General features: G+C 61.6%; 26 protein-coding genes and 1 other RNA gene. 9 read left to right on the top strand and 18 right to left on the bottom strand.

What is annotated here, in order from left to right:
* Positions 1-25: 25 nt before the first annotated feature.
* The 16 genes from ftsA to rsmI form a co-directional block, all read right to left on the bottom strand.
* Positions 26-1,288, bottom strand: a complete 1,263-nt coding sequence (ftsA, locus tag HX824_RS09015) for a cell division protein FtsA (RefSeq protein WP_003216224.1) — start codon at positions 1,286-1,288, stop codon at positions 26-28.
* Between the two features lie 15 nt (positions 1,289-1,303).
* Positions 1,304-2,170 carry a cell division protein FtsQ/DivIB gene (locus tag HX824_RS09010; protein WP_023659197.1) on the bottom strand — a complete coding sequence of 289 codons (867 nt, stop codon included), beginning with the start codon at positions 2,168-2,170 and terminating at the stop codon, positions 1,304-1,306.
* Between the two features lie 4 nt (positions 2,171-2,174).
* Positions 2,175-3,131, bottom strand: coding sequence for a D-alanine--D-alanine ligase (locus HX824_RS09005; protein WP_003216220.1), 957 nt, complete (start codon positions 3,129-3,131; stop codon positions 2,175-2,177).
* The gene (murC, locus tag HX824_RS09000; RefSeq protein ID WP_003216219.1) at positions 3,128-4,573 is read right to left on the bottom strand and encodes a UDP-N-acetylmuramate--L-alanine ligase; all 1,446 of its coding nucleotides are present in this window, start codon (positions 4,571-4,573) and stop codon (positions 3,128-3,130) included. Before murC ends, HX824_RS09005 begins: the two co-directional genes overlap by 4 nt.
* Positions 4,566-5,636 (bottom strand): undecaprenyldiphospho-muramoylpentapeptide beta-N-acetylglucosaminyltransferase, encoded by a 1,071-nt coding sequence (gene murG, locus HX824_RS08995; RefSeq protein ID WP_177054442.1) that lies wholly within the window; start codon positions 5,634-5,636, stop codon positions 4,566-4,568. Before murG ends, murC begins: the two co-directional genes overlap by 8 nt.
* On the bottom strand, positions 5,626-6,849 hold the full coding sequence (ftsW, locus tag HX824_RS08990; RefSeq protein WP_003216215.1) for a putative lipid II flippase FtsW: 1,224 nt from the start codon (positions 6,847-6,849) through the stop codon (positions 5,626-5,628). Before ftsW ends, murG begins: the two co-directional genes overlap by 11 nt.
* On the bottom strand, positions 6,846-8,192 hold the full coding sequence (gene murD, locus HX824_RS08985) for a UDP-N-acetylmuramoyl-L-alanine--D-glutamate ligase (RefSeq protein ID WP_177054441.1): 1,347 nt from the start codon (positions 8,190-8,192) through the stop codon (positions 6,846-6,848). The genes ftsW and murD overlap by 4 nt, the downstream gene beginning before the upstream one ends.
* A gap of 6 nt (positions 8,193-8,198) precedes the next feature.
* Positions 8,199-9,281 (bottom strand): phospho-N-acetylmuramoyl-pentapeptide-transferase, encoded by a 1,083-nt coding sequence (gene mraY, locus HX824_RS08980; RefSeq protein WP_008434230.1) that lies wholly within the window; start codon positions 9,279-9,281, stop codon positions 8,199-8,201.
* The gene (murF, locus tag HX824_RS08975) at positions 9,281-10,651 is read right to left on the bottom strand and encodes a UDP-N-acetylmuramoyl-tripeptide--D-alanyl-D-alanine ligase (RefSeq protein ID WP_177008739.1); all 1,371 of its coding nucleotides are present in this window, start codon (positions 10,649-10,651) and stop codon (positions 9,281-9,283) included. Before murF ends, mraY begins: the two co-directional genes overlap by 1 nt.
* Entirely contained in the window at positions 10,644-12,107 is a 1,464-nt protein-coding gene (locus HX824_RS08970; protein WP_177054440.1) for a UDP-N-acetylmuramoyl-L-alanyl-D-glutamate--2,6-diaminopimelate ligase, read from the bottom strand. Before HX824_RS08970 ends, murF begins: the two co-directional genes overlap by 8 nt.
* The gene (locus HX824_RS08965; protein ID WP_166742205.1) at positions 12,107-13,849 is read right to left on the bottom strand and encodes a penicillin-binding protein 2; all 1,743 of its coding nucleotides are present in this window, start codon (positions 13,847-13,849) and stop codon (positions 12,107-12,109) included. Before HX824_RS08965 ends, HX824_RS08970 begins: the two co-directional genes overlap by 1 nt.
* On the bottom strand, positions 13,849-14,142 hold the full coding sequence (gene ftsL, locus HX824_RS08960; RefSeq protein ID WP_003216203.1) for a cell division protein FtsL: 294 nt from the start codon (positions 14,140-14,142) through the stop codon (positions 13,849-13,851). The genes HX824_RS08965 and ftsL overlap by 1 nt, the downstream gene beginning before the upstream one ends.
* Entirely contained in the window at positions 14,139-15,086 is a 948-nt protein-coding gene (gene rsmH, locus HX824_RS08955) for a 16S rRNA (cytosine(1402)-N(4))-methyltransferase RsmH (RefSeq protein ID WP_003216201.1), read from the bottom strand. The genes ftsL and rsmH overlap by 4 nt, the downstream gene beginning before the upstream one ends.
* Complete coding sequence (mraZ, locus tag HX824_RS08950; protein ID WP_003171868.1) at positions 15,083-15,538, bottom strand: division/cell wall cluster transcriptional repressor MraZ; 456 nt, start codon at positions 15,536-15,538, stop codon at positions 15,083-15,085. Before mraZ ends, rsmH begins: the two co-directional genes overlap by 4 nt.
* Positions 15,539-15,893: 355 nt before the next feature.
* An RNA gene (gene rnpB / locus HX824_RS08945) (RNase P RNA component class A) lies at positions 15,894-16,247 on the bottom strand.
* A 95-nt stretch (positions 16,248-16,342) separates the two neighbouring features.
* Positions 16,343-17,248: a 16S rRNA (cytidine(1402)-2'-O)-methyltransferase gene (rsmI, locus tag HX824_RS08940; protein ID WP_161635740.1), complete on the bottom strand. Its 906-nt coding sequence runs from the start codon at positions 17,246-17,248 to the stop codon at positions 16,343-16,345.
* Positions 17,249-17,424: 176 nt separating this feature from the next.
* Here rsmI and HX824_RS08935 point away from each other — a divergent pair, with 176 nt between their 5' ends.
* From HX824_RS08935 to HX824_RS08920, 4 genes are all read left to right on the top strand, one after another.
* Positions 17,425-19,236 (top strand): penicillin-binding protein activator, encoded by a 1,812-nt coding sequence (locus tag HX824_RS08935; protein WP_008434234.1) that lies wholly within the window; start codon positions 17,425-17,427, stop codon positions 19,234-19,236.
* On the top strand, positions 19,236-19,607 hold the full coding sequence (locus HX824_RS08930; protein WP_003216193.1) for a YraN family protein: 372 nt from the start codon (positions 19,236-19,238) through the stop codon (positions 19,605-19,607). Before HX824_RS08935 ends, HX824_RS08930 begins: the two co-directional genes overlap by 1 nt.
* Positions 19,608-19,699: 92 nt before the next feature.
* Complete coding sequence (locus HX824_RS08925; protein WP_003216190.1) at positions 19,700-20,293, top strand: phosphoheptose isomerase; 594 nt, start codon at positions 19,700-19,702, stop codon at positions 20,291-20,293.
* Positions 20,290-20,871 carry a BON domain-containing protein gene (locus tag HX824_RS08920; RefSeq protein WP_087692852.1) on the top strand — a complete coding sequence of 194 codons (582 nt, stop codon included), beginning with the start codon at positions 20,290-20,292 and terminating at the stop codon, positions 20,869-20,871. The genes HX824_RS08925 and HX824_RS08920 overlap by 4 nt, the downstream gene beginning before the upstream one ends.
* A 67-nt stretch (positions 20,872-20,938) precedes the next feature.
* Here HX824_RS08920 and HX824_RS08915 read toward each other — a convergent pair whose 3' ends face one another.
* Positions 20,939-21,709 (bottom strand): OmpA family protein, encoded by a 771-nt coding sequence (locus HX824_RS08915; protein WP_032899265.1) that lies wholly within the window; start codon positions 21,707-21,709, stop codon positions 20,939-20,941.
* Between the two features lie 218 nt (positions 21,710-21,927).
* The gene (locus HX824_RS08910; protein ID WP_177040264.1) at positions 21,928-22,572 is read right to left on the bottom strand and encodes an MBL fold metallo-hydrolase; all 645 of its coding nucleotides are present in this window, start codon (positions 22,570-22,572) and stop codon (positions 21,928-21,930) included.
* A 179-nt stretch (positions 22,573-22,751) separates the two neighbouring features.
* On the opposite strand from HX824_RS08910, the gene HX824_RS08905 reads away from it, so the two are divergent.
* The 5 genes from HX824_RS08905 to HX824_RS08885 are packed head-to-tail and all read left to right on the top strand — an operon-like array spanning position 22,752 to position 26,565.
* Positions 22,752-23,348: a paraquat-inducible protein A gene (locus HX824_RS08905; RefSeq protein ID WP_003216183.1), complete on the top strand. Its 597-nt coding sequence runs from the start codon at positions 22,752-22,754 to the stop codon at positions 23,346-23,348.
* Positions 23,345-23,989 carry a paraquat-inducible protein A gene (locus HX824_RS08900; protein ID WP_003216181.1) on the top strand — a complete coding sequence of 215 codons (645 nt, stop codon included), beginning with the start codon at positions 23,345-23,347 and terminating at the stop codon, positions 23,987-23,989. The genes HX824_RS08905 and HX824_RS08900 overlap by 4 nt, the downstream gene beginning before the upstream one ends.
* Complete coding sequence (locus HX824_RS08895) at positions 23,970-25,625, top strand: intermembrane transport protein PqiB (protein WP_177054439.1); 1,656 nt, start codon at positions 23,970-23,972, stop codon at positions 25,623-25,625. The genes HX824_RS08900 and HX824_RS08895 overlap by 20 nt, the downstream gene beginning before the upstream one ends.
* 17 nt (positions 25,626-25,642) lie before the next feature.
* Positions 25,643-26,197 carry a membrane integrity-associated transporter subunit PqiC gene (locus HX824_RS08890; protein ID WP_008434246.1) on the top strand — a complete coding sequence of 185 codons (555 nt, stop codon included), beginning with the start codon at positions 25,643-25,645 and terminating at the stop codon, positions 26,195-26,197.
* A 23-nt stretch (positions 26,198-26,220) separates the two neighbouring features.
* Positions 26,221-26,565 (top strand): hypothetical protein, encoded by a 345-nt coding sequence (locus HX824_RS08885; protein ID WP_003216175.1) that lies wholly within the window; start codon positions 26,221-26,223, stop codon positions 26,563-26,565.
* The last annotated feature ends 8 nt before the right edge of the window (positions 26,566-26,573 follow it).

Below are 26,573 nucleotides of genomic sequence, written 5' to 3'. Positions count from 1 at the left end.
CTTGAAACGGTGTTGCGGTAAATCTTTAGAAATTGCCTTTCACCCAAGCCTGCAACCGCTCGAACAACGGCGCTTTCGCTTCGTCGTCGCTTCTGTAGCTGTCGCGGTTGCTCGGGCCCGACAGGGAAATGCCGTCGGTCTGCTTTTGCAGCCCGTACAACAGCAAGCCCACACCGGTGGAATAAATCGGGTTGCGCACTACGTCGCCCAGGCCTTTCACGCCATGGGGCACGCCCAAGCGGACCGGCATGTGGAAGATTTCCTCGGCCAGTTCGACCGCGCCTTCCATCTTCGAGGTGCCACCGGTCAGCACGATGCCGGCCGGAATCAAATCTTCGTAGCCGCTGCGACGCAGTTCAGCCTGGATCAGGGTGAACAGTTCGTCGTAGCGCGGCTCGACCACTTCGGCCAATGCCTGGCGCGACAGTTCGCGCGGTGGACGGTCGCCCACGCTTGGCACCTTGATGGTTTCACCAGCACCGGCCAGCTTGGCCAGGGCGCAGGCGTAACGGATCTTGATTTCTTCGGCGTACTGGGTCGGTGTGCGCAACGCCATGGCGATGTCGTTGGTCACCTGGTCACCGGCAATCGGGATCACCGCGGTGTGACGAATCGCACCCTCGGTGAAGATCGCGATGTCCGTGGTGCCGCCGCCGATGTCCACCAGGCACACGCCCAGTTCTTTTTCGTCGTCGGTCAGTACCGAGTAAGCCGAAGCCAACTGCTCGAGAATGATGTCGTCGATTTCCAGGCCGCAGCGGCGCACGCATTTTTCAATGTTCTGTGCCGCGTTGACGGCGCAGGTCACTACGTGAACCTTGGCTTCCAGACGTACGCCCGACATGCCCAGGGGCTCGCGGACGCCTTCCTGGTTATCGATCACGTAGTCCTGCGGCAGGGTGTGCAGCACGCGCTGGTCAGCCGGGATCGCCACGGCTTGCGCTGCGTCGAGTACCCGCTCCAGGTCGGCCGAGCTGACTTCGCGGTCGCGAATCGCCACGATGCCGTGGGAATTCAGGCTGCGGATGTGGTTGCCGGCAACGCCGACAAATGCCGAGTGAATCCGGCAACCGGCCATCAGCTGCGCTTCTTCGATGGCGCGCTGGATCGATTGCACGGTGGATTCAATATTCACCACCACGCCCTTCTTCAGGCCCCGGGACGGATGCGTGCCGATTCCGACGATTTCCAGCGTGCCGTCGTCCGCGACCTCGCCTACCAGCGCCACCACCTTGGAGGTGCCGATATCCAGACCGACGATCATTTTGCCGCTTTGCACGTTTGCCATGGGTCCTGCCTCTTCTTAATTCTTCGCGACAGCAGGTTGCGCTGCCGTGGGCGCCGCAGGGGCCCGCCAGCCGACGGCAAGGCCGTTGGCGTAACGCAGGTCGATGCTCGCAATGTTCGTAATCTGTTCTTTCAAGGTCTTTTCATAGATGGCAATAAAACGGCGCATCTTTTCCACCAGGTTGCCGCGTCCCAGCAACAACTCGATGCCCGGGCCGGAACTGCCTGCACCCGTGGTCAAAAACCAGCTGCCCCGCTCGCGCAATTCCAGTCGCGCAATCGAGAAGCCCAACGGCCGCAGCATCTGGCTCAACGCCTGGTACTGCTGCATCACTTGCTGCTGCGCCCGCTGCGGCCCGAACAACTGCGGCAGGTGCTCGTAATTCGCCACTTCGCGAGGTGCAAACGCCTGGCCCTGGTTGTTCAACAGCGCACCATCACCCCAACGGGCCACGGGCAGTTGTTCTTCCAGGCGGATCGTCACTTGATCCGGCCACACGCGACGTACTTCGGCGTGGGCAATCCATGGCATCTGTTCCAGCTCGGAGCGCATGCCTGCCAGGTCGATGGTGAAGAAGCTCGACGCCACAAACGGGGCGATTCGCTGCTGCACGGCTTGCTGGCTGATGTAGCTCAAGTCACCCTGCACGCTGATCTTGGTGATCGGCCGGTCGGCATACGGCAGCAGGCGCTGGGCGCCTTCATACGTACCGAACCCCAGGGCCACCAGGATCACCGGCCAGAACAGCGCCTTGAGAAAACCAAAGTTGGCTTTCGGCATGCGCGCCGACATCGGCTCTTTAGCCACCATTCGGCTGGCACCACGCGGCACCGGCTTGCGGCCGGGAGCGGGTTGCTGATGACGAAGCGATGCGCCGTTCATGGTCTTAGCCTCGTGGCTCTATGCTTGCTGCCAGGATCGCCAGCACCAACTGCTGGAAATCCAGGCCGGCGGCACGAGCGGCCATGGGTACCAGGCTGTGGTCGGTCATCCCGGGTGCAGTGTTGACTTCCAGGAACCAGAAGTTCCCCTGGTCATCCTGCATCACGTCTGCCCGCGCCCAACCGGCGATACCCAGCGCCTCACAGGCTTTCGCCGTGAGGTCCATCAATTCCTGTTCCTTGGCTGCGTCGAGGCCGCACGGGATCCGGTACTGGGTATCGGAGGCCACATACTTGGCGTCGTAGTCGTAAAAGGTGTGGGGCGTGCCCAATGCGATGGGCGGCAATACCTGGCCACGCAGAGTAGCGATGGTGAACTCGGGACCTTGAATCCACTGTTCCACCAACACTTGCGAATCGTAGGTACTGGCCGCTTTCCATGCGTCAATCAATTCGGCGGCTGAGTTCACTTTAGCCATGCCGATACTGGAGCCTTCATGGGCTGGTTTGACGATCAAAGGCAGGCCCAGTTCCTTGGCTGCAGAAATACAATCGTCTTCGCTGCACAGCACGCTGTGACGCGGGGTCGGAATACCCAGGCTGTGCCACACCTGCTTGGTGCGCAACTTGTCCATGGCCAGGGCCGAAGCGAGGATGCCGCTGCCGGTATACGGAATGCCCAGGCACTCCAGCAGGCCCTGCATGCTGCCGTCTTCACCGCCACGGCCGTGAAGAATGATGAAGGCGCGGTCGATCTTCTCGGCCTGCAGGCGCGACAGGAAGTCATCACCCACGTCGATGCCGAACGCATTCACACCGGCACTTTGCAGCGCTTCCAGCACGGCATTGCCGGACTTCAGCGACACTTCACGCTCAGCGCTCTTGCCACCGAACAGCACCGCAACCCGGCCGAAGTCGGCAGGTTGAATGGTCGAGAACAGGGAGCCGTAGTCAGTGGTCATTTCGACTTCCCCTGTGCGGCGGCAAACAGCGGGCTTGCCAGCAATTTAGGGGCGAGGCCACCGATGTCACCGGCACCCTGGCACAGCAGGATGTCGCCGGCACGCAGCAGCGGCTTGACGATCGGCGCCAGGTCCACACCACGCTCGATGTAGATCGGGTCCAACTGGCCGCGTTGACGGATGCTGTTGCACAGCTTGCGGCTGTCGGCACCCGGGATCGGTTCTTCACCGGCCGGGTAGACTTCCATCAGCAGCAACACGTTGGCATCCGCCAGTACATTGACGAAATCGTCGTACAGGTCGCGGGTACGGCTGTAGCGGTGCGGCTGGTACACCATCACCAGGCGGCGTTCCGGCCAGCCACCGCGTACGGCCTTGATCACCGCTGCCACTTCGGTCGGGTGGTGACCGTAGTCGTCCACCAGCATCACGTTGCCGCCGTCCACCGGCAGTTCGCCGTAGACCTGGAAGCGACGACCCACGCCGGCAAAACCCGACAGGCCTTCGACGATGGCTTCATCGCTGACGCCTTCGTCGGAGGCGATGCAGATGGTCGCCAGGGAGTTGAGTACGTTGTGGTTGCCCGGCATGTTCACCGAGACATCCAGCGGCTCGCGGTCAGGACGCAGCACGGTGAAGAAAGTCTGCATGCCTTGCTGGCGCACATTGATCGCGCGCACGTCGCAGTCTTCGCTGAAGCCGTAGGTCACGGTCGGACGCTTCACCAGCGGCAGGATTTCGCGCACCACCGGATCGTCCAGGCACACCACGGCCAGACCGTAGAACGGCAGGTTGTGCAGGAACTCGACGAAGGTTTTCTTCAGTTTGTTGAAGTCACCGTCGTAGGTCGCCATGTGGTCGGCGTCGATGTTGGTCACCACGGCCACCAGCGGTTGCAGGTGCAGGAAGCTGGCGTCGCTTTCATCGGCTTCGGCGATCAGGTAACGGCTGGTCCCCAGTTGTGCATTGGTGCCGGCTGCATTCAGGCGGCCACCGATGACGAACGTCGGGTCCAGGCCACCGGCGGCGAACACCGAGGCGATCAGGCTGGTGGTGGTGGTCTTGCCGTGGGTACCGGCGACGGCGATGCCGTGGCGGTAGCGCATCAGCTCAGCCAGCATTTCGGCACGCGGCACTACGGGAATGCGGCGTTCAAGGGCGGTGGCCACCTCCGGGTTGGAGGTGTTCACAGCGCTGGAGACCACCAGCACGTCGGCTTCGGCAGCGTTCTCGGCGCGGTGGCCGATAAAGATTTTTGCGCCAAACGATTCCAGGCGCTCGGTGACCGGCGACATTTTCAGATCGGAGCCGGACACCTGGTAACCCAGGTTCAGCAACACTTCGGCGATCCCGCACATGCCCACGCCTCCGATACCGACGAAGTGGATGCGACGGATGCGGCGCATTTCCGGCTGTGGCATGGCTTTCTGATTCTCAACCATGGGCCACCTCCAGGCAGATATCGACCACGGTGCGGGTTGCGTCAGGTTTGGCCAGGCGGCTTGCGGTGCTCGCCATGCTGTTCAGTCGTTCCGGTTGCATCAAAACCTCGGTCAGGCGTGCGGCCAAATCGGCGGCGCCAGTCGTTCTTTGCGGCAGCAGGAAGGCAGCGCCCTCCCCGGCCAAATATTCGGCGTTGCGGGTCTGGTGATCGTCGATCGCGTGGGGCAAAGGCACCAGCAAGGACGGCAGACCGGCGGCGGCCAGTTCACTGACGGTCAACGCACCTGCGCGACAGACCACCAGGTCGGCCCAGCCATAGGCTTGGGCCATGTCTTTGATGAAGGGCTGCACATTCGCCTCCACACCCGCATCGCGATAACGCGTGGCGGTCACTTCATCGTGGTTCTTGCCGGCCTGATGGAAGATCTCCGGGCGCAACTCCACGGGGAGTTGCGACACCGCTTCAGGCAGCAATTTGTTCAACGGTTCGGCGCCCAGGCTTCCGCCCAGGATCAACAGGTGCGCCTTGCGACCGGCCAATGGCTGGCGGGTGATGTCCATGAACAGTTCGGTACGCACCGGGTTGCCGGTGGTACGCAACTTGTCCGCGGCACCAAAGGTCTTCGGAAACGCCTCGCATACCCGTGCAGCCAAGGGCACCAGCAGGCGGTTGGCAGTGCCGGCCACGGCATTCTGCTCGTGGACGATCACTGGCACGCCGGCGAGTCTTGCCGCAACACCGCCCGGGCCGGTCACGTAGCCACCAAAGCCCAGCACGCACACCGGCTTCACTTCGCGGATCACCTTGCGCGCTTGCCACACGGCCTTGAGCAACACGAACGGCGCCTTCAGCAGGGACAATTTGCCCTTGCCACGCAAGCCGGTGACGTTGATCAAATGCAGCGGCAAGCCGGCATTCGGTACCAGATCGTTTTCGATGCCGCGCGGCGTACCGAGCCAATGCACGGTGTAGCCACGGTTCTGGAACTCACGGGCACAGGCCAGCGCCGGGAACACGTGGCCACCGGTGCCGCCTGCCATGATCAGCACGTTAGCGCCCATGGTTCGGCTCCTCGGCGAAGTCGCTTTCGCTGAACTCCATCTCTTCGCTGCCCAGGTGGGTCCGACTCTCCCACTCGATACGCAGCAACAACCCGAGACAGGCGCAGCAAATCACCAACGAACTGCCGCCGTAACTTAGGAACGGCAAGGTCAGGCCCTTGGTCGGCAGCAGGCCGACGTTCACCCCGATGTTGATCAGGAACTGGCCGATCCACAGGAACGACAAGCCGTACGCCACGTAGGCGGCGAAATATTGCTTGGCCTTTTCGGCCCACAAGCCGATGTACATGCCGCGAACACACACGAACACGAACAGCGCGACGGTGCACAGCGAACCGACCACGCCCAGCTCTTCGGCGAGTACCGAGAACACGAAGTCGGTGTGGGCTTCCGGCAGGTAGAACTGCTTCTGCACGCTATTGCCCAGGCCCACGCCCAGCCACTCACCGCGACCGAAGGCGATCAACGCCTGGGTCAACTGGTAGCCGGAACCGAACTGATCGGACCACGGGTCGGTAAAGGTAATCAGACGGGCCATCCGGTAGGGTTGCGCCTGCACCAGAATGGTCACGGCGGCCACCGCCAGCACCACCATCAAGGTGAAGCGGAACAGGCCGACGCCACCGAGGAACAGCATCGCCGCCGCCGCCCCCATCATTACAACGGTGGCACCGAAGTCCGGCTCCATCAGCAACAGGCCGGCCATGGGCAGCAGCACGATGAACGGCTTGAAGAAGCCCATCCAGCTTTCGCGTACTTCTTTCTGGCGCCGCACCAGGTAGCCGGCGAGGTAGATCACCACGAACACCTTGGCGATTTCCGAGGGCTGCACGTTGAACGCACCGAAGCCGATCCAGCGCATCGAGCCGTTCACCTCACGCCCGATGCCGGGCAGGATCACCATCACCAACAGGCCGAAGGCGCCCACCAGCATCAGCCAACCCAGGCGCTGCCAGGTGGCGATCGGGATCATCATGGTGACGATGCATGCGCCAAGGCCAATCACCAGGTACACCAGGTGACGGATCATCATGTACAGGGTGTTGCCCGATTGCACCGCAGCCACTTCCGAGGAGGCCGAGGTGATCATCACCAGGCCCAGGCCCAGCAGCGCGAGGCAACCGGCGAGCATCGGGAAGTCCAGGTCGATACCGCGCCCGGTAATGATCGGCGACGGGTACGGCTTGATGATGTTACGGAAGTTGATACTCATGCCAAGGCCTCCACGGCGCGGGCGAACAGCTGGCCGCGCTCTTCGTAGTTCTTGAACATGTCGAAACTGGCGCAGGCAGGCGACAGCAGCACCACGTCGCCCGGCTGAGCCAAGGCTTTGGATTGGGCGATGGCATCGTCCAGGGACTGCGCGCGCACCTGCGGTACGGCGTCGCCCAGGGCATCGGCGATCAGGCCGGAATCACGGCCCATCAACACCACGGCGCGGCAGTTGGCGGCGACCGGGCCTTTAAGGTCCTTGAAGTCGGCACCCTTGCCGTCGCCACCGGCGATCAGCACGACCTTGCCCTGAATGTCGGCACCCAAGCCTTCGATGGCAGCGAGTGCCGCACCGACGTTGGTGGCCTTGGAATCGTTGTAATAGCCAACACCAGCCAGCTCGCGAACCCATTGGCAGCGATGCTCAAGGCCGGCAAAGCTGCGCAGGGCCGAGAGCATGGCGTCGAACGGCAAGCCAACTGCGTGACCGAGCGCCAGCGCCGCCAGGGCGTTGGCCTGGTTGTGGGCACCACGGATTTTCAGTTCGCGCACCGGCATCAGGTTCTGGAATTCGAAGGCCAGGTATTTCTCGCCGTTCTCTTCCCGAAGGCCGAAGGCCTTGAAGTCAGGCTTGTTCAGGCCGAAGGTCCAGCACGGCAGACCTTCGCCGATCAGCGGACGGCTCAGGGCATCCTGACGGTTCACCACCACTTGCCGCGCGCCACGGAAGATCCGGTGCTTGGCCAGGTGATACGCCGGCAGGCCGCTGTAGCGGTCCATGTGGTCCTCGCTGACGTTGAGCACGGTGGCCACTTCGGCGTTGAGCTGGTCGGTGGTTTCCAGCTGGAAACTCGACAGTTCCATCACGTACAGCTCGACGTCGTCGCTGAGCAGGTCCAGCGCCGGCGTACCGAGGTTGCCGCCCACGGCCACGCGCTTGCCGGCCGCAGCCGCCATCTCGCCCACCAGGGTGGTGACGGTGCTTTTGGCATTGGAACCACTGATGGCCACGATCGGCGCCTTCGCGTTACGCGCGAACAGCTCGATATCGCCGGACAACTTCACGCCACGGGCCGCCGCCGCTTGCAGGGCCGGGGTCGCCAGGGCCAGGCCGGGGCTCACGTAGAGCTCATCGGCACGGCACAGAAACTCGACATCCAGCTCGCCACAACGCACTTCCACGTGCGGGTAGTCACGGCGCAGCGTGACCAGCTCCGGTGGATTTTCCCGCGTATCGGCCACGGCAAACGACGTGCCCCGGTTCGCCAGGAAGCGAACCAGGGACATGCCGCTCTTGCCGAGGCCGACAACGATGCGGAAGTGGTCTGAAGCGATCAGGGACACTCGTTTCTACCTCAGTTTCAGGGTGGCAAGGCCGAACAGAACCAGAATCACGGTGATAATCCAGAAACGGACAATCACCCGCGGCTCAGGCCAGCCCTTGAGTTCAAAGTGGTGGTGAATCGGCGCCATGCGGAATACTCGGCGCCCGGTCAATTTGAAGGAGGCAACCTGGATCACCACCGACAGGGTTTCCATCACGAACACACCGCCCATGATGAACAGGACGATTTCCTGGCGGACGATCACCGCGATGGTGCCCAGGGCCGCGCCCAGCGCCAGTGCGCCGACGTCGCCCATGAAGACTTGTGCGGGGTAGGTGTTGAACCACAGGAAGCCCAGGCCCGCACCGATCAACGCACCGCAGAACACAATCAGTTCGCCTGCGCCCGGTACATACGGGATCAGCAGGTATTCAGCGAATTTCACGTTACCCGACAGGTAGCAGAAGATGCCGAGGGCACCGCCCACCATCACCGTCGGCATGATCGCCAGGCCGTCGAGGCCGTCCGTCAGGTTGACCGCGTTGCTGGAGCCGACGATCACGAAGTAGGTCAGCACCACGAAGCCGACGCCCAGTGGAATGCTGGCGTCCTTGAGCATCGGGATGATCAGGGTGGTTTCCACCGCGCTTGGCGCAGTCATGAACAGGAAGATCGCCGCGCCGAGGCCGAACACCGACTGCCAGAAATACTTCCAGCGGCTTGGCAGCCCCTTGGAGTTCTTCTCGATCACCTTGCGGTAGTCATCTACCCAACCGATGGCGCCGAACAACAGGGTCACCAGCAGCACGGTCCAGACATAACGGTTATGCAGGTCAGCCCACAGCAGCGTACTGATGCCGATGGACGACAGGATCAACGCGCCGCCCATGGTCGGGGTGCCGGATTTGGACAGGTGCGACTGCGGGCCGTCGTTGCGTACCGACTGGCCAATCTGCAGGTTTTGCAGGGTACGGATCATCCATGGCCCGAGGAACAGCGACAACGACAGCGCGGTCAGCACACCCAGGATCCCGCGCAGGGTCAGGTACTGAAAGACCGCGAAGCCTTTGTGGAACTGTTGCAGATACTCAGCCAGCAGCAGCAGCATTAATGTTTCTCCGTACTTGAGCCACACAAGGCCGCGACGACGTTTTCCATCACCGCGCTGCGCGATCCCTTGATCAAAATAGTGGTGTGTTTGTCTTGTTCAGCCGCACTCAGTGCCTGGATCAGTTCGGCCTGGCTGGCGAAATGCCTGGCGCCCGGCCCGAAGGTGTCCACGGCGTGCAGCATGTTCGGGCCAACGGCGTACAGGGCATCGACCTTGCCGGCGGCGTACGCGCCGACTTCACGGTGAGACTGTTCGGCCCACTCGCCCAGCTCGGCGATATCCCCCAGCACCAGCACCTTGCGACCGTCGAAGCTGGTCAGCAGGTCGATGGCGGCACAGATCGAGGACTGGTTGGCGTTGTAGGTGTCATCAATCACGCGCATGCCGTTGCTGGCCAGTTGCGCGACGGTGCGGCCCTTGACCGGTTGCACGGCGCCAAGGCCGGTGGCGATGCCAAACAACGACACGCCCAGCACGTGGGCGGCGGCGGCGGCAGCCAGGGCATTGGCGACGTTGTGGTTGCCCAGCAGGTTCAGTTGTACGTGCTCGTCACCTTGCGGGGTATGCAGGGTGAAGGACGGGCAGCCACGGGCGTCGGCCTTGATATTCGAAGCATGGAAATCGGCAGCGGCGTTGTGCACCGCGAAGCTCAACACCTTGCGACCGGCGGCACGTACACGCCAGGTTTCGAAGGCCTTGTCATCGAGGTTCAGCACGGCAGTGCCGGATGCGTCGAGGCCTTCGATGATTTCGCCCTTGGCTTCGACGATCTTTTCAGGGCCGCCAAACTCGCCGACGTGGGCGGTGCCGGCGTTGCTGATCACCGCGACGTGAGGCTTGGTCATGGCCACGGTGTAGGCGATTTCGCCGATGCGCGAAGCACCCAGCTCAATGACGGCCGCCGTGTGTTCCGGGGCCAGTTCGAGCAGGGTCAGCGGAGCGCCGAAGTCATTGTTCAGGTTGCCACGGGTCGCCAGGACCGGGCCGCGCGTGCGCAGGATGCCGGCCAGCAGCTCCTTGACCGTGGTCTTGCCGCTGGAACCGGTGATCGCCGCAACAGGCTTGGTGAAGGCGGCACGGTTCAGCGCCCCCAGTTGGCCGAGGGCCAGGCGGGTGTCGGCGACCAGCAATTGTGGCAGCGTCGAGTCAGCGACTTCGCGCTGCACCAGAGCGCCGACAGCGCCTTTGGCAGCGACGTCATTCAGGTAGTCATGGCCATCGAAACTCGGGCCGGCCAAGGCGACAAACAGTTGCCCGGGCTTGATCGTCCGGCTGTCGATGCTGACGCCATCAAAGCTGCAATCAGCCGACAGCACGCGGGCCGACAAGGCCTGGGTCAGTTCGCTGAATTTAAGCGGCTTAAGCATGGGCCACCTCCCACGCGGTCAGGGCGTGATCAGCCTCGACCAGATCGGAGAAGGCGTGGCGTTCGCCGTTGATTTCCTGATAGTCCTCGTGACCTTTACCGGCCAGCACCACCACGTCGTCAGCACTTGCGCCGGCGATCAATTGGGCGATGGCTGTACCGCGACCGGCAACGAACGTCGCCTTGGACGCATCTTTAAAGCCGACACGAATGTCATCGAAAATCTGGCTTGGGTCTTCGCTGCGCGGGTTGTCGTCAGTGACGAGCACACCGTCGGCCAGTCGCTCGACGATTTCCGCCATCAACGGGCGCTTGCCGCGATCGCGGTCACCGCCACAGCCGAACAGGCACAGCAACTTGCCCTTGGCGTGGGGGCGCAGGGCCTGCAGGATTTTTTCCAGGGCGTCCGGCGTGTGGGCGTAATCGACCACCACCAGCGGCTGGGTGCCGCCGCCGAGGCGTTGCATGCGACCGGCCGGGCCTTCCAGCTTCGGCAACACCCGCAGGATTTCGTCGAGGGCGTAATCCAGGCCAAGCAAGGCACCGACGGCGGCCAATACGTTGCTCAGGTTGAAACGCCCGAGCAAGGTGCTGCGCAAATGGTGCTCGCCCTGTGGCGTAACCAGCGTGGCGCGCACGCCTTCGTCATCAAAGGTGGCTTCACGGCAATACAGGTAGGCGCTGGAGTCTTCCAGGCTGTAGCTGATCAGGCGACCGTCGCCTTGGGCGGCGGCCAGTTGGCGACCGAATTCGTCGTCCAGGTTGACCACCCGGCACTTCAGGTCATTCCAGGCAAACAGCCGGGCCTTGGTGGCGGCGTAGGCCTCCATGGTCCCGTGGTAATCCAGGTGATCGCGGGACAGGTTGGTCATCACCGCCACGTCGAACGCCAGGGCAGTCACGCGCCCCTGGTCCAGACCGTGGGACGAGACTTCCATGGCAACCGCCTTGGCACCGGCCTTTTTCAGGTCGGCCAGGGTCGCTTGCACGGCAATCGGGTTAGGCGTGGTGTGCAGCCCGCTTTGCAGCGCGCCGTAGAAACCGGTGCCCAGGGTGCCGACGATGCCGCAATGCTGACCCAGCAGGTCAAGCGCCTGGGCAACCAATTGGGTCACGCTGGTCTTGCCGTTGGTACCGGTCACGCCCACCAGGTTCAGGGTGCGGCTCGGGTCGCCATAAAAGCGCCCGGCGATGTCCGACAATTGCGCAGCCAGGCCCTTGACCGGAATCAAAGGCACGTCGGTGATCGGCAGCACGGTGGCGCCTTCCACTTCATAGGCTACTGCCGCAGCGCCGCGTTGCAGCGCGTCGGCGATATGGTCACGGCCGTCGAACTTGCCACCCGGCACTGCCAGGAACAGGTCGCCGGCACGCACATTACGGCTGTCCAGGGTCAACTCGCGAATCAGCAGATCGCGGCCGGCGTGGGCAAAAATCTTGTTCAGGCTCAGAGACATCAGCCGCGCCCTCCATTGGCTTTTACAGCAGCGGCCGGCGGGCCGGCGTTCGCTTGTTGGGTAGCCGGCAGGTTGTCCGGTGTGATGTTCATCAGGCGCAACGTCCCGGACATCACCTTGCTGAACACCGGCGCCGATACCAGGCCACCGAAGTAACCGGCTTTGCTCGGCTCATCGATCACCACGACGATGGCGTAGCGCGGATCGCTCATCGGGCCGAAGCCTGCGAACAGCGAGCGGTAGGAGTTTTCGGCGTAGCCCTTGGTGCCCACGGCGGTTTTACGCGCGGTACCGGACTTGCCTGCCACGTGATACGCCGGCACCTGGGCACGGAACACGCCACGCGGTGCTTCGATCACTTGTTGCAGCATGCCTTGCATGGTCTTGGCGACGTTTTCCGGGATCACCTGGGTCGCAGGCGGCGCCTCGTCCAGGTGGATCAGGCTCAGCGGCACCATGCGGCCGTTGTTGGCCAGCACCGAGAAGGCGTGGGCCAGCTGGATGGCTGTCACCGACAGGCCATAACCATAGGAAAGCGTGGCGGTTTCGGCCTTTTTCCAGTCACGGTAGTTCGGCAGGTTACCCACACGCTCGCCCGGGAAGTCCAGGCCAGTGGGTTGCCCCAGGCCGACTTTCTGCGCGAGGTGGTAGATGGCTTCGCCGCCGATATCGAAGGCGACTTTACTCATGCCCACGTTACTGGAGTTGATCAGGATACCTGTCAAATCCAGCACCGGACCTTCGGTGCGCGACACGTCACGAATGGTGTATTTGCCCAGCTGCAATGTGCCCGGGTAAACCTCGACCTTGTCGGCCGGTTTCCAGCGCCCGGTTTCCAGGGCGGCACTCATGGAAATGGCTTTCATGGTCGAACCCGGCTCGAACACGTCGATCATGGCGCGGTTGCGCATCATCGCCGGTTGCAGGTTGCGACGGTTGTTGGGGTTGTAGGTCGGCTGGTTGACCATGGCGAGAATCTCGCCGGTCTTCACGTCCATGATCACCAGGCTGCCGGCTTTCGCACCGTTCTCGATGATCGCGTTACGCAGCTCACGGTTGGCCAGGTATTGCAGGCGCAGGTCAATCGACAACGCCAAGGGCTTACCGGCCTTGGCGTTTTTGGTGACCTGGACATCCTTGATCAGTCTGCCGCGCCGATCCTTGATGACCTGTCGTTTGCCGGGAACCCCGGCCAGCCATTCGTCGTAGGCGAGTTCCACGCCTTCGCGACCGTGATCATCAATGTCGGTGAAACCCACCATATGGGCGGTGGTTTCGCCGGCCGGGTAGAAACGCCGAAATTCCTCGATGCCATAGACACCGGGGACTTTAAGGTCGAGTACTTGCTGGCCTTGTTCGGGGGTGAGCCCGCGAACCAGGTAGATGAATTCTTTATTGGCCTGGGCTTCGAGGCGTTCGCTCAGGGCTTTCGGGTCCTGGCCCAGGGCGGCAGCCAGTTCCGGCCATTTGTCCTTGGCGGTCTGCATTTCCTTGGCATTGGCCCACAGGGTGGTCACCGGGGTACTGACGGCCAGGGGCTCGCCGTTACGGTCGGTGATCAGGCCGCGGTGTGCAGGAATCGGGATATGCCGCAGGCTACGGGCATCGCCCTGGCCGATCAGGAAGTCACGGTCCACCACTTGCAGGTCGATAATCCGCCAGGCAATCGCGCCCACCATCAGTGCCAGCAACCCCAGCACTACGCGGAAACGCCACGGGTAGAGTGCGCCCTCGAGTTTCATCATGGCGCCACCATGCGAACTTCTGCAGCGCCCGGGATGTGCATCTTCAGTTGTTCAGTGGCCAGCACTTCGATGCGGCTGTGGGCCGTCCAGGTACTTTGCTCGAGGATCAACCGGCCCCACTCCGCCTGCGCCTTGTCGCGCACGCTCAACTCCCCGTACAGGGTATTGAGCAGTTGGCGGTTGTAATGGGCGCTGTAGGACACCGCAATCGCGGACACCAGCACGCCAACAAATAGCAGCAACATAAAGAAGCTGCCGCCCGGGAGGGGCTTGGCGAAAAGCTTGCTCACCGCAACTTCTCCGCAACGCGCATGACAGCGCTACGGGCACGTGGGTTGGCCTTGAGTTCGGCTTCGGAAGCGAACTGCGCTTTGCCATGGATTTTGATTTTCGGCACAAAAGCTTCGTAACGCACCGGCAGGTTGCGCGGCAGGTTGTCGGACTCGCCCTTGACCAGGCGACGCATGAACAATTTGACGATGCGGTCTTCCAGGGAGTGGAAGCTGATCACCACCAGGCGACCGCCCACTTCCAGAGCTTCCAGGGCGGCTTCGAGGCCGGCTTCCAGGTCGCCCAATTCGTTGTTGACGTGAATACGCAGGCCCTGGAACGCACGGGTTGCCGGGTTCTTGCCCTTTTCCCATGCAGGGTTGGCGACTTTCAGCACCTCAGCCAGGTCGGCCGTGCGCTCGAACGGCTGGATTTCCCGGCGTTCGACCACGGCACGCGCCATGCGGCCAGCGAAGCGCTCTTCGCCGTATTCCTTGAACACACGGGTGATTTCTTCGTGGGGAGCGGTAGCGATGAACTGCGCGGCGCTGATGCCACGGCTTGGGTCCATGCGCATGTCCAGCGGGCCGTCGTTCATGAAACTGAAGCCACGCTCAGGGTCGTCCAGCTGTGGGGAAGACACGCCCAGGTCCAGCAGAACCCCGGCCACCTTGCCCGCCATGCCACGTTCGGCGACTTCTGCACCGAGCTCGGCAAAGCTGCGCTGCACAACGACAAAGCGGCCGTCTTCGGCCGCTAGCGCTTGCCCGGTGGCAATCGCTTGAGGGTCTTTGTCGAACCCGAGGAGCTTACCGTCCGGACCCAGCTGGCTGAGGATCAGCCGACTGTGCCCGCCCCTGCCGAAGGTGCCATCCAAATAGCAGCCATCCGCGCGTACGGCGAGAGCCTCAACGGCTTCGTCAAGCAGTACGGTGATGTGGTTAAAGCCGCTATCAATAGTCACAGGATCAAATCACGCAGTTCATCAGGCATGGCGCCCGGTTGTTGAATAGCAGCCAGGTCAGCTGCAGAAACAGCATCCCAGGCATCTTCGTCCCACAATTGGAACTTGTTCAGTTGGCCTACCAGCATCGCGCGCTTGTCCAATTTGGCGTATTCGCGCAGACGCGGTGGAACCAGGAAACGACCACTGCCATCGAGTTCGAGGTCGACGGCATTACCAATCAGCAAGCGTTGCAGGCGGCGGTTCTCTTCACGCAGTGAAGGCAGTGCACGCAACTTGGTTTCAATCAGCTCCCACTCATCGAGCGGGTACACACATAAACAGGGATCAACGGCATCGATGGTGATGATTAATTGCCCGGAACTTCGCGAAATGAGCTCGTCACGATACCGGCTCGGCATGGCGAGACGGCCTTTTGCATCGAGACTGATAGCGTTAGCTCCGCGAAACACAGATGCGTTTCTCCAAATTTTAGCGTTTTACGTTCAAAAAACCCACTTTGTGCCACTTTCCGCCACTTGCGCACACTATAGGAATGCGCCCACCACACCGTCAAGGCGCGGATTCAAGGAAAAGCCTTACAGAACGGAGATTTAGGAAGGTAAAGGGAGGAGAAACGAGAGTTTGACGGCGATTTTGACTCAACAACACCAAATAGCTCAAAGAGCTAAGGCTTAAAGTTAAAGTAATTTATTAAGAGTAAGATTTTTTCGGTATTACGAAGACGCATCTGCTGACGATTCAGCAGGGAGGGATTCTCGCGTTACTACCAGGTTCCTGCCCGAGATTCGGACAGAAGGAAAAAAGGTGGAGAGTCGATCTGTAAGCCGGGTTCTGTCTTGAACAGTCATTCGTCTACGATGGCCATCACTGGACATCTTTAGCAACCTACCCGGTCCCAGCGCGGGCCACGCCTTGGGACCCTATTTGGTCTTGCTCCAAGTGGGGTTTACCTAGCCACGAACTGTTGCCAGTCGTGCGGTGCGCTCTTACCGCACCTTTTCACCCTTACCGGTACCGAAGTACTTAGGCGGTTATTTTCTGTGGCACTTTCCGTAGGCTCACGCCTCCCAGGCATTACCTGGCACTTCGCCCTATGGAGCCCGGACTTTCCTCCCCCCTCTAATTTTCATAGAAGGCAGCGACTGTCCAATCGACTCTCCGCCGCGCAGGTTAACGGCACGGCGGCGTTAGAACAAGTATTAAAAGACACTAATGCCATCATGTTCAGACGGAGTGCAGGCTGGAACCCGGAACTATTCGCCCTTTTGTTTATCCAGCGCCACTTGATACAGGACGTTCTTGCGTACGCCGGTTATTTCCGCGGCCAATGCAGCGGCGCGCTTCAATGGCATCTCCTTGAGCAGCAGGTCAAGAATGCGCATTGCCTCGCTGCCCACGGCATCTTCGCTTTCCGGCGCCGACCAGCCGGCTACCAGCACTACGCACTCGCCGCGCTGCTGATTGCTGTCGCCTTCCACGAATTCGCGCAGTTCCTGCAGCGGCAAGCCCTTGAGGGTTTCGAAGGTCTTGGTGATTTCCCGCGCCAGCAGTGCCAGGCGATCGCCGCCGAACACCAGCTCCATATCCTGCAGGCACTCAAGGATGCGGTGCGGGGCTTCGTAGAAGATCAGCGTGCGTGGCTCTTCCTTTACCAGTTCCAGGCGTGCCCGGCGCCCGACGGCCTTGGCAGGCAGGAAGCCTTCGAAGATAAACCGGTCCGACGGCAAGCCGGCAGCAGACAATGCAGCAATCAGCGCGCACGCTCCCGGAACAGGCACTACATTGATACCAGCCGCCCGCGCCTGGCGAACCAGATGATAGCCAGGGTCGGAAATCAGCGGCGTACCCGCATCCGAGATCAACGCCACGTCATCACCCGCCAACAAACGAGTGATAAAACGACTGCCTTCTTCACGCTCGTTGTGTTCGTGACAGGCGGCCAAGGGGGTCGGAATACCGAAATGCTGCATCAACCGCTGGGAGTGCCGAGTGTCTTCAGCCGCGATCAGTTTTACGTCGCGCAACACTTTCAGCGCACGCGCACTGATGTCGTCCAGGTTGCCAATGGGCGTCGCCACGACAAAAAGCGAGCCTGCAGTGGAATTCAAAGGACCTGGAGCAGTCAAAACGCACACCTCGATGGTTGGCAAAAGCCACATTGTAGCGCGTAGACGCCTTGAATATATGCCCTCGGGGCGGGTTCGATTTCAGCCGCCTATTGGGTCCTGCAACATTTACACGACCTAAATAGACGGTTTCACGCCAGTAACATCGCGCCCCGGCCAGTGCTTGGGTACAATTCCACGCTAATTTGATCGGTATCAGGAACACTTACATGATCGCTTGCCTGCGGCTGTTCTCTGCCCTCTGCCTCGCTGCCCTGTTGGCGGCTTGCGCCAGCTCGCCCTCGTCCAGCCTTGGCGACCTCCCCCGGACTCCGGATGCCAGCATCGAGCAACTGCTCGAACAGGCGACTTCGGCCAAGACTCCGGAAAAAGCCGCGCTGTTGCGCTTGAGTGCGGCTGACCTGGCGTTTCACCAAAACAATCCGGGACGCTCGGCGCAGATTCTTGCCCAGGTGCCACTGGACGTCCTGAAACCGGCGGCGCAGGTATTTGCCAGCACCCTGTCGGCTGAACTGGCGATGGCCCGCAACCAGCCCAAGGCAGCGTTGACGGCCTTGAATCACCCGAGCCTGCAAAGCCTCAAGGAACTGCCGCCTGAACAGCAGATCCGCACGGGCACCGTGCATGCCCGCGCCTATGAGGCCGACGGCCAGACCCTGGCCGCCGCCCGCGAGCGCGTCGCCATGGCCCCGCTGCTGACGGGCGATGCCTACAACAGCAACCACGAAGCCATCTGGGCACTGATTGCCGCCTTGCCTGCCGATCAACTGCAAGCCAGCGGCAACCCGACGCTGGACGGCTGGATCAGCCTGGCCCAGGCAGTCAAGGGCGCCGGTACTCTGGAGCAACAGCAGGCGGCCATCGACACCTGGCGCGCCCAGAACCCTGGCCACCCGGCAGCTTCGCAATTGCCGCAGCCGCTGACCAAGCTCAAGGAACTGGCCAGCCAGCCGCTGAACAAGATCGCCCTGCTGCTGCCGCAGGAAGGTCCGCTGGCCGGCGTTGCCAAGGCGCTGCGCGAAGGCTTCATGGCCGCGCACTACCAGGCTGAACAAGCCGGGCAGAAGCCGCCGGTGATCGAGTTCTACGACAGCTCGCGCCTGACCTCCATCGACGACTTCTACGCCAAGGCCCAGGCCGCCGGCGTGCAACTGGTGGTCGGCCCGCTGGAGAAACCGCTGGTCAAGCAACTCAGCGCACGCCCGCAATTGCCGATCACCACCCTGGCCCTGAACTACAGCGAAGCCGACCAGAACCCGGCGCAACTGTTCCAGTTTGGCCTGGCCGCTGAAGACGAAGCCCGTGAAGTGTCCCGTCGTGCTCGCGCCGATGGCCTGCACCGCGCCGCCGCCATGGTGCCGAAAGGCGAATGGGGCGAGCGCGTCTACAAGGCATTCCGTCAGGATTGGGAAGCCAATGGCGGCACCGTGGTGGGCGTCGAGTACGTTGACCAGCCGGTAGCCCTGGCCCAGCAGATTGCCGACCTGTTCCAGCTGCGCAAGAGCGAAGGCCGCGCCAAGAGCCTGCAAAGCACGGTAGGTTCGGATGTTTCCGCCCAGCCATCGCGCCGCCAGGACATCGAGTTCATCTTCCTGGCCGTGACTCCGCAACTGGCCCAGCAGATCAAGCCGACCCTGAACTTCCAATACGCTGGCGACGTGCCGGTGTATGCGACGTCCCACGTGTTCAGCGCCAGTGGCGACAAGAACCAGTACCTGGACATGACCAACGTGATGTTCTGCGAAACCCCTTGGCTGCTGAACACCACCGACCCGCTGCGCAACCAGGTCGCCGCCCAATGGCCACAAGCCAACGGCAGCCTTGGCCGTCTTTATGCGATGGGTGTGGATGCCTACCGCCTGGCGCCGCGCCTGGGGCAGCTCAAGGCACTGCCGGACACTCGTGTCGACGGCCTGTCGGGCAACCTGGGCGTCAGCGCCAGCCAGCGTGTCGACCGCCAGATGCCATGGGCGAAGTTCGTCGGTGGCGAGATCCAGCGCCTGCCTGATACCCCGCGCTGATGCCCGAGCGGTCAAGCGCACAAAGCGGCAAGGACGCCGAACTTCAAGCTCTCGAGTACCTGCAACGACAAGGTCTGCGCCTCCTGGCGCAGAACTGGTTATGCAAACGCGGCGAGCTTGATCTGGTCATGCTTGACGGCGATACAGTAGTATTTGTCGAAGTCCGCTACAGAAAACACGCACAATGGGGTGGCGCGCTCGCCAGTATCGACGGGCGCAAGCGCCAGAAGTTGATACTCGCCGCGCAGTTTTTCCTGCTCAAGGAGCGTCGCTGGGCCGATCATCCCTGCCGTTTCGATGTGGTTGCCATAGAAAGCACTCCCCGGGGAACAGCCGATCTGAACTGGCTGCAAGATGCCTTTGACAGCTGATTCGCCGGACATCTACACCGCACACTTTTGCTCTTTGCTTTGCGGGCTGCACATTCCTGTGCCAAACAGCCGCGCTACTTAAGGTCACACAGATGGACATGCAATCCCGAATTCGCCAGCTTTTCCAGGCCAGTATCGATACCAAGCAACAGGCGATGGACGTACTTGCACCGCACATCGAGCAAGCCAGTCAGGTCATGGTCAACGCCTTGCTCAACGAAGGCAAAATGCTTTCGTGCGGCAACGGCGGTTCGGCCGGCGATGCCCAGCATTTCTCCTCCGAGCTGCTCAACCGCTTCGAGCGTGAGCGCCCGAGCCTGCCGGCCATCGCCCTGACCACCGACACCTCGACGATCACCTCGATCGCCAACGACTACAGCTACAACGAAATCTTCTCCAAACAGATCCGCGCCCTTGGCCAGCCGGGGGACGTCCTGCTGGCGATCTCCACCAGCGGTAACTCGGCGAATATTATTCAAGCGATCCAGGCCGCACATGATCGTGAAATGATTGTCGTAGCATTGACCGGACGCGACGGCGGCGGCATGGCCTCGCTGCTGTTGCCCGAAGACGTGGAAATCCGCGTCCCGGCCAATGTCACCGCACGTATCCAGGAAGTCCACCTGCTGGCGATCCACTGCCTGTGCGATCTGATCGACAGCCAACTGTTCGGGAGTGAAGAATGACCGTTAAACGCCTTAGCCTATTGGCAATCACGCTGTGCCTAGGCATCAGCGGCTGCAGCTCGGTAATCGAAGCGAGCCGCGACACGCCCATCCAGGACGATAAAGGCACCCGCACTTTCGGCAGCAAAATCGATGACTCACTGATCGAGACCAAGGTTTCCGTCAACGTGTCCAAGGCCGCTCCAGACCTGGGCAACGGCGCGTCGCGCATCGTGGTCGTCAGCTTCAACGGCGTGGTGCTGCTCACCGGCCAAACCCCGCGCGCCGACTTGAAGGCCCAGGCTGAACAAGCTGCCGCCACTGTGCAGCGGGTCAAGAAGGTTCACAACGAACTGCAGGTGATGGAGCCGATCACCCTGCTGGCTATCAGCAACGACGCCCTGCTGACCACCAAGATCAAGACGCAGATGCTGACCGACAGCGCCATTCCCGGCTCTCGGATCAAGATCGTCACCGACAACGGCATCGTCTACATGATGGGCCTGCTGACCCAGGCAGAAGCCACCCGCGCCGCCAACCTGGTACAAAGTGTGTCCGGCGTACAGAAGATCGTGAAGCTGTTCGAATACATCGACTGATTTATCGTCAGCCACAAAAAAGGGCGCCGTGCATGGATTGCACGGCGCCCTTTTTGTTGACTACAGGTTACTGGTACTGCTGATACGGGTTGCCCTGGAACTGGTTGTTCTGCTGCGGCGCCTGTTGCTGCTGGGCGGCCGGCTGACCGTACTGCTGGCCAGGGATCGGGCCCAGGTTGACCTCCACACGACGGTTCTGGGCACGGCCATTGACATCGGCGTTGCTGGCGATCGGGTTATCCGGGCCGGCACCGCGGGCACTCAGGTTGGTCGGGCTGACACCTTGGGAGGTCAGGTAATTGGCCACGCTCTGCGCACGACGCTGGGACAGGTCCATGTTGAGCTGACGGCTGCCGGTGCTGTCGGTGTAGCCAACGATCTGGATGGTGTTCTGGTTGAACTGCTTCAGCGAGTTCGCCAGGTTGTTCAGCGGCGTGTAGAAGCTGCTGGAGATCGCATCCGAGTTGGTGGCGAAGGTGATGTTACCCGGCATGATCAGCTTGATCTGGTCGCCCTGGCGCTGCACTTCGACACCGGTGTTGGCCATGCTGGCGCGCAGTTTCTTTTCCTGCTGGTCGGCGTAGTAGCCGTAGCCCGCACCACCGATACCGGCGACGGCAGCGCCGATCAGCGCACCCTTGCCGCGATTGTTGTGGTCGATGGCTGCACCCGCCAACGCACCAGCCAGGGCGCCCAGGCCACCATACTTGGCGGTATTGCTCACACCGGAAGAGCCACCACCCTGTGCCTGGCTGCCGTCATAAGGATTAGGTGAAGCGCAGCCCGACAACAGGGCTACGGCAGTAGCAACAACAAGCAGACGACGAGAAGTGAACATGAAGGAAGCTCCTACTTTTGCATTCGGTGATGCAGAGGACATTGGCATTGGACCTGTGCCGAGCTTGGAACACGACAAACGGTAAAAATTCCATCTCCACACAAGCCCGGCCACACTCAAACCCTAGCAGAGACTTCCTGAACGGTGATTGTCATTTTCTCTATATGTTTCGTCTGATAGTTGCCACTTGGTATCCGAAAAACTACCCACATTTTGCTTCACGCGCGGACAAACGGATTCTCACGCATTTCATCTCCCAGGCGCGTGTCCGGACCGTGCCCTGTCACCACCACCGCCGCTTCATCCAGAGTGTAGAGCCGTTGCTTGATCGAGCGCACGATGGTCGCCTGGTCACCGCCCCACAAATCCGTACGGCCCACGCCGCGCCGAAACAGGGTGTCGCCGGCAATCAGCAACTTCGCATCGGCGAACCAGAAACTCATCGAGCCGGGTGTGTGTCCAGGTGTATGCAAGGCAACCCCGCAACCACAGGCCAGCTCTTCTTCATCCTCCAGCCAACGATCCGGCGACGGCACTGGCGTGTAAGGCACGCGGAACATCTGGCACTGCATTTCCAGGTTGTCCCACAGAAACTGGTCGTCCTTGTGCAAGTGCAGGGTAGCGCCGGTTTTTTCCTTCAACTGCCCGGAGGCCAGGAAGTGATCGAGATGGGCGTGGGTGTGAATAATGCTGACCACTTTCAGGCCCAGCGCATCGAGGCGCGCCAGGATCAGCTCATGGTTGCCGCCCGGGTCGACGACGATGGCTTTTTTGGTGACGGGGTCGCCGATGATCGTGCAGTTGCACTGCAACGGGCCTACCGGGAACGTTTCGCGGATCAGCGCGGGAGACTGAATATTCATGGGTATTCCTGCAAATTCAAAGGCACACTCTTTTGTACTGCATTCCGGCGCACAGTATGTTCGACCCTGCACCCGATCCGAAAGCGCTCGCGAGCGCACGGCTGTCAAACCCGGCAACTGCTAAGCTACTCTGGCGCCAGTCATACAACGCGCAACGTATAGCGCATGGAGTGGGACTTATGGCGACCCTCAGCCCATTGATCATCTGCGAACACTGCGATTGCGTGTACGAAAAAGTCACGCTCGCCAAACATCAGAAGACCCTTTGCACCCGCTGCGCAGGCGTACTCCAGCGTTATAACGGGCTGTCGGTGGAACAACGCCTGGCCCTGACCCTGACCGCCACCGTGCTGTGGATTTTCGCCAACTTCTACCCGGTGATGAGCATCAGCCTGCAAGGCCTGAAAAGCAGCGCCACGTTATGGGATTCGGTGGTCGCACTGGCCCAGGGCCCGATCACCTTCATCGCGCTGGTGGCGGCGATTTCCATCATCATCGCGCCGGTGTTCCAGTTGCTGCTGTTGATCTGGGTGCTGGGCTTTGCGATGAAGGGCCAACGCTCGCCGGCGTTCAAGCTGTGCATGCGCTGGCTCGAAGCGCTTCGGCCCTGGAGCATGCTCGAAGTCTGCCTGCTGGGCGCCATGGTGGCGGTGTTCAAACTCGCCGGCATGCTGGATGTGTTGCCCGGCACCGGCCTGTTTGCCCTGGCCGCCCTCAGCCTGTTGCTGATCCGCATTGCGGGGCGTGATATTCGCGACCTGTGGGACATTTTATGAGCCGTCCACCGACCGCCAGCGAGCTGAACCTGTGCCTGTGCCACAGCTGCGGCCAGGCTTGCGACGTCAGCACCGCGCCCGACGAATGCGAGCGTTGCGGCGCGCCGCTGCACCGGCGCAAGGTCCATTCGCTGACCCGTACCTGGGCCTATATGCTGACGGCGCTGGCGTTTTACGTGCCCGCCAACTTACTGCCGGTGATGAACACCTCGATGCTCGGCTCGGGCGCCGACAGCACCATCATGAGCGGCGTGCTGGAGTTCTGGCAGCACGGCGCCTGGGACATCGCCCTGATCATTTTCATCGCCAGCATCGCGGTGCCGGGTATCAAGTTCGTCGCATTGACGTTGCTGCTGGTCACCGTGCAGCGCAATAACCAGTGGGCGCGCAAGGAGCGCTCGAAGCTGTTTCGCTTCGTCGAAGTGATTGGCTACTGGTCGATGCTGGATGTGATCGTGGTGGCCTTGGTGGCCGCCCTGGTGCGGTTCCAGGCCCTGGGCACCATCGAGCCGCGCCTGGGCATTCTGTTCTTTGGCCTGGTGGTGGTTTTCACCATGCTCTCGGCAATGAGTTTCGACCCGCGCCTGATCTGGGAAAACCCACACAACGAGGAGATGCCGGATGGCGTCGCAAACCACTGACAAACCGCAGCCTGCGGGCTCGCCTGCGATCAAGACGCGGCGCTTCAGCGTCTCGCTGGTGTGGATCGTGCCGATTGTCGCGGTGCTGGTGGGCATTTCGCTGGTGGTGCACAGCATCCTTCAGCAAGGGCCGAGCATTACCATTACCTTCAAGACCGGCAGCGGCCTGACCGCCAACAAGACCGACGTGAAATACCGCAACGTGGTGATCGGCCAGGTGACTGACGTGGAGTTGAGCGACGATCAGAAAAGCGTCAACGCCACGATCAAACTGTCCAAACAGGCTGAAAGCTTCACCCGTGAAGACTCGCAGTTCTGGGTGGTGCGCCCACGTATCGGCGCCGGTGGCGTTTCCGGTATCGACACGCTGCTCTCCGGGGATTACATCGGCGCCGATATCGGCCAGTCCGATACCCGCGCCAACCGGTTCACCGGCCTGGAAAACCCGCCGCCCATTACCTATGGCGAACCGGGCAAGCGCTTCACGCTGCACACCCAGGATCTGGGTTCGCTGGATATCGGCTCCCCCGTGTACTACCGCAAGATTCCCGTTGGCCAGGTGGTGGCCTATGCCCTGGACGCTGACGGCAAGGGCGTGAACATCGACGTGTTCGTGCATGCACCCAATGACGCCTACGTCACCGAGAACACCCGGTTCTGGAACGCCAGCGGGATTGATGTGAGTGTCGGCGCCAACGGGTTTGCGCTGAAAACCGAATCCTTGTCGTCCATGCTGGTGGGCGGCATCGCCTTCCTCGCCCCGCCCTACAGCCCCAACGACAAGCCGGCCGACGAAGGACACTCCTATGAACTGTTCGCCGACCAGCAAACCGCGCTGGCCCCGCCCAATGGCAAGGCGCAATACCTGAACCTGCGGTTCGACCAGGCCTTGCGCGGGCTTACGGTGGGTGCACCAGTGGAATTCCTGGGTATCGAATTCGGCAAAGTGGTGTCGATCAACCTGGATTTCGACGAGAAAAAACGCAGCTTCCCGGTCAACGTCGGCATCGTGATCTACCCGCAGCGCCTCGGCGAAGCCAACACCAAAATGCTCACGGTCTTGAAGCATGACCCCAACGACGAAGCCGGCGGTGTGCGCCTGATGGGCAGCTTCATCGAACACGGCCTGCGCGCCCAGGCCCGCAGCGGCAACCTGCTCACTGGCCAGCTCTATATCGCCCTGGACTTCTTCCCCAAGGCCGACAAAGTCGTGTTTGACCCGAACCTGCGCCCCGTCAGTATTCCGACCATCCCCGGCAACCTGGAACAACTGCAGGAAAAACTCGAAGGCATCGTCAACAAGATCAACCAACTGCCAATCGAGCGAATTGCCGGCAACCTCGACGGCAGCCTGGTGGAACTGCGCAAGGGTCTCGGCCAGTTCAACGCCAAGACTCTGCCGGGGGTGCAAAACACGCTGGCCGACGTGAGTAAAACCCTGCAATCCGCCAGTTCGACCCTGGCCGAGGATTCGCCGCAACGGGAACAGTTGACCCAGACCCTGGACGAACTGAGCCGCATGTCGCGCTCCCTGCGAGAGCTGTCGGACTACCTGGCACGCCATCCCGAATCGCTGATTCGCGGTCGCCCCGACAACGCCGCGCCCTCCGACCTGCAAGGGCCACCGCGCAAATGACCACAGGAGCAACCACCATGGCTTTGCCGCTGAAGATCACGCTGCTCACCGGGTTGCTGCTGCTGACGGCGTGCCGCAGTGAGCCCATTCAATTTCATACCCTGACGCCGGTGCAGCGCAGCAATGCGTCATTGGCCGCGGGGGGCGAGATCCGGATTGAAAGCATCACGGTCCCGCCACAGGTCGACCGGCCACAGATTGTCATCCGCCAGGGTGACAGCGGCGTGGCCATTCTCGAGACGCAATGGTGGGCTGCCAGCCTGGTGGATGAGTTGCGCAGCGCGCTGGTGGATCAACTCGCCAGCAGCCGGAAAAACCTGGCGGTGCGCATTGAGGTCCAGCGCTTTGACTCGATCCCCGGGCAGTACGCCCTGCTCGACGTCAAATGGCGGCTTCGCCAGACGGGCACGGACGAACGCACGCCGCTGACATGCCGGACGGTGGTGCAGTCGCCATCCGGCCCGACCATTGACGACCTGGTGATCGCGCAGCAAAACAACGTCAAGCGGTTTGCCGCACTGCTCAGCCAGGCCGCCGACAAGTCATCGAGTGAGTGCCCCGCCGTGCGGTAAACATTGATCCGGGGGATCGAGCCATGCGCACATTCTGGAAGTGGTATCAGCAACTGCTGGAGAATGACTTCAGCACCCAGGTCTTCGACAATGTGAAGAACCTGCTGGTATGCGCGCTGTTGTTTGCTGCGGGCACCAACGCACTGGCCGGGAAACATGAGCTGTTCCTCGGCATCCTGGCGTCAAGCGTGGCCGGGTGGGGCTTGATCGTGGTCTCAAGCTTGCTGATGGTGCTGAATGTGAGCGATGGCATCCGCCGGCTCGCCAAACTGCGTTATCACCTGGTCCTTCAGCTGCTGCTTATCCTGATCTATGTGCTGGTGGCAGCCCGCGTGGTGGAAATCGTCTGGGGCTTTCGATCCCATTGATCCAGGTT

The organism is Pseudomonas sp. D4002 (assembly GCF_013385665.1).
Classification (GTDB): Bacteria; Pseudomonadota; Gammaproteobacteria; order Pseudomonadales; family Pseudomonadaceae; genus Aquipseudomonas.
This window is presented reverse-complemented; position numbering and strand designations above follow the sequence as displayed.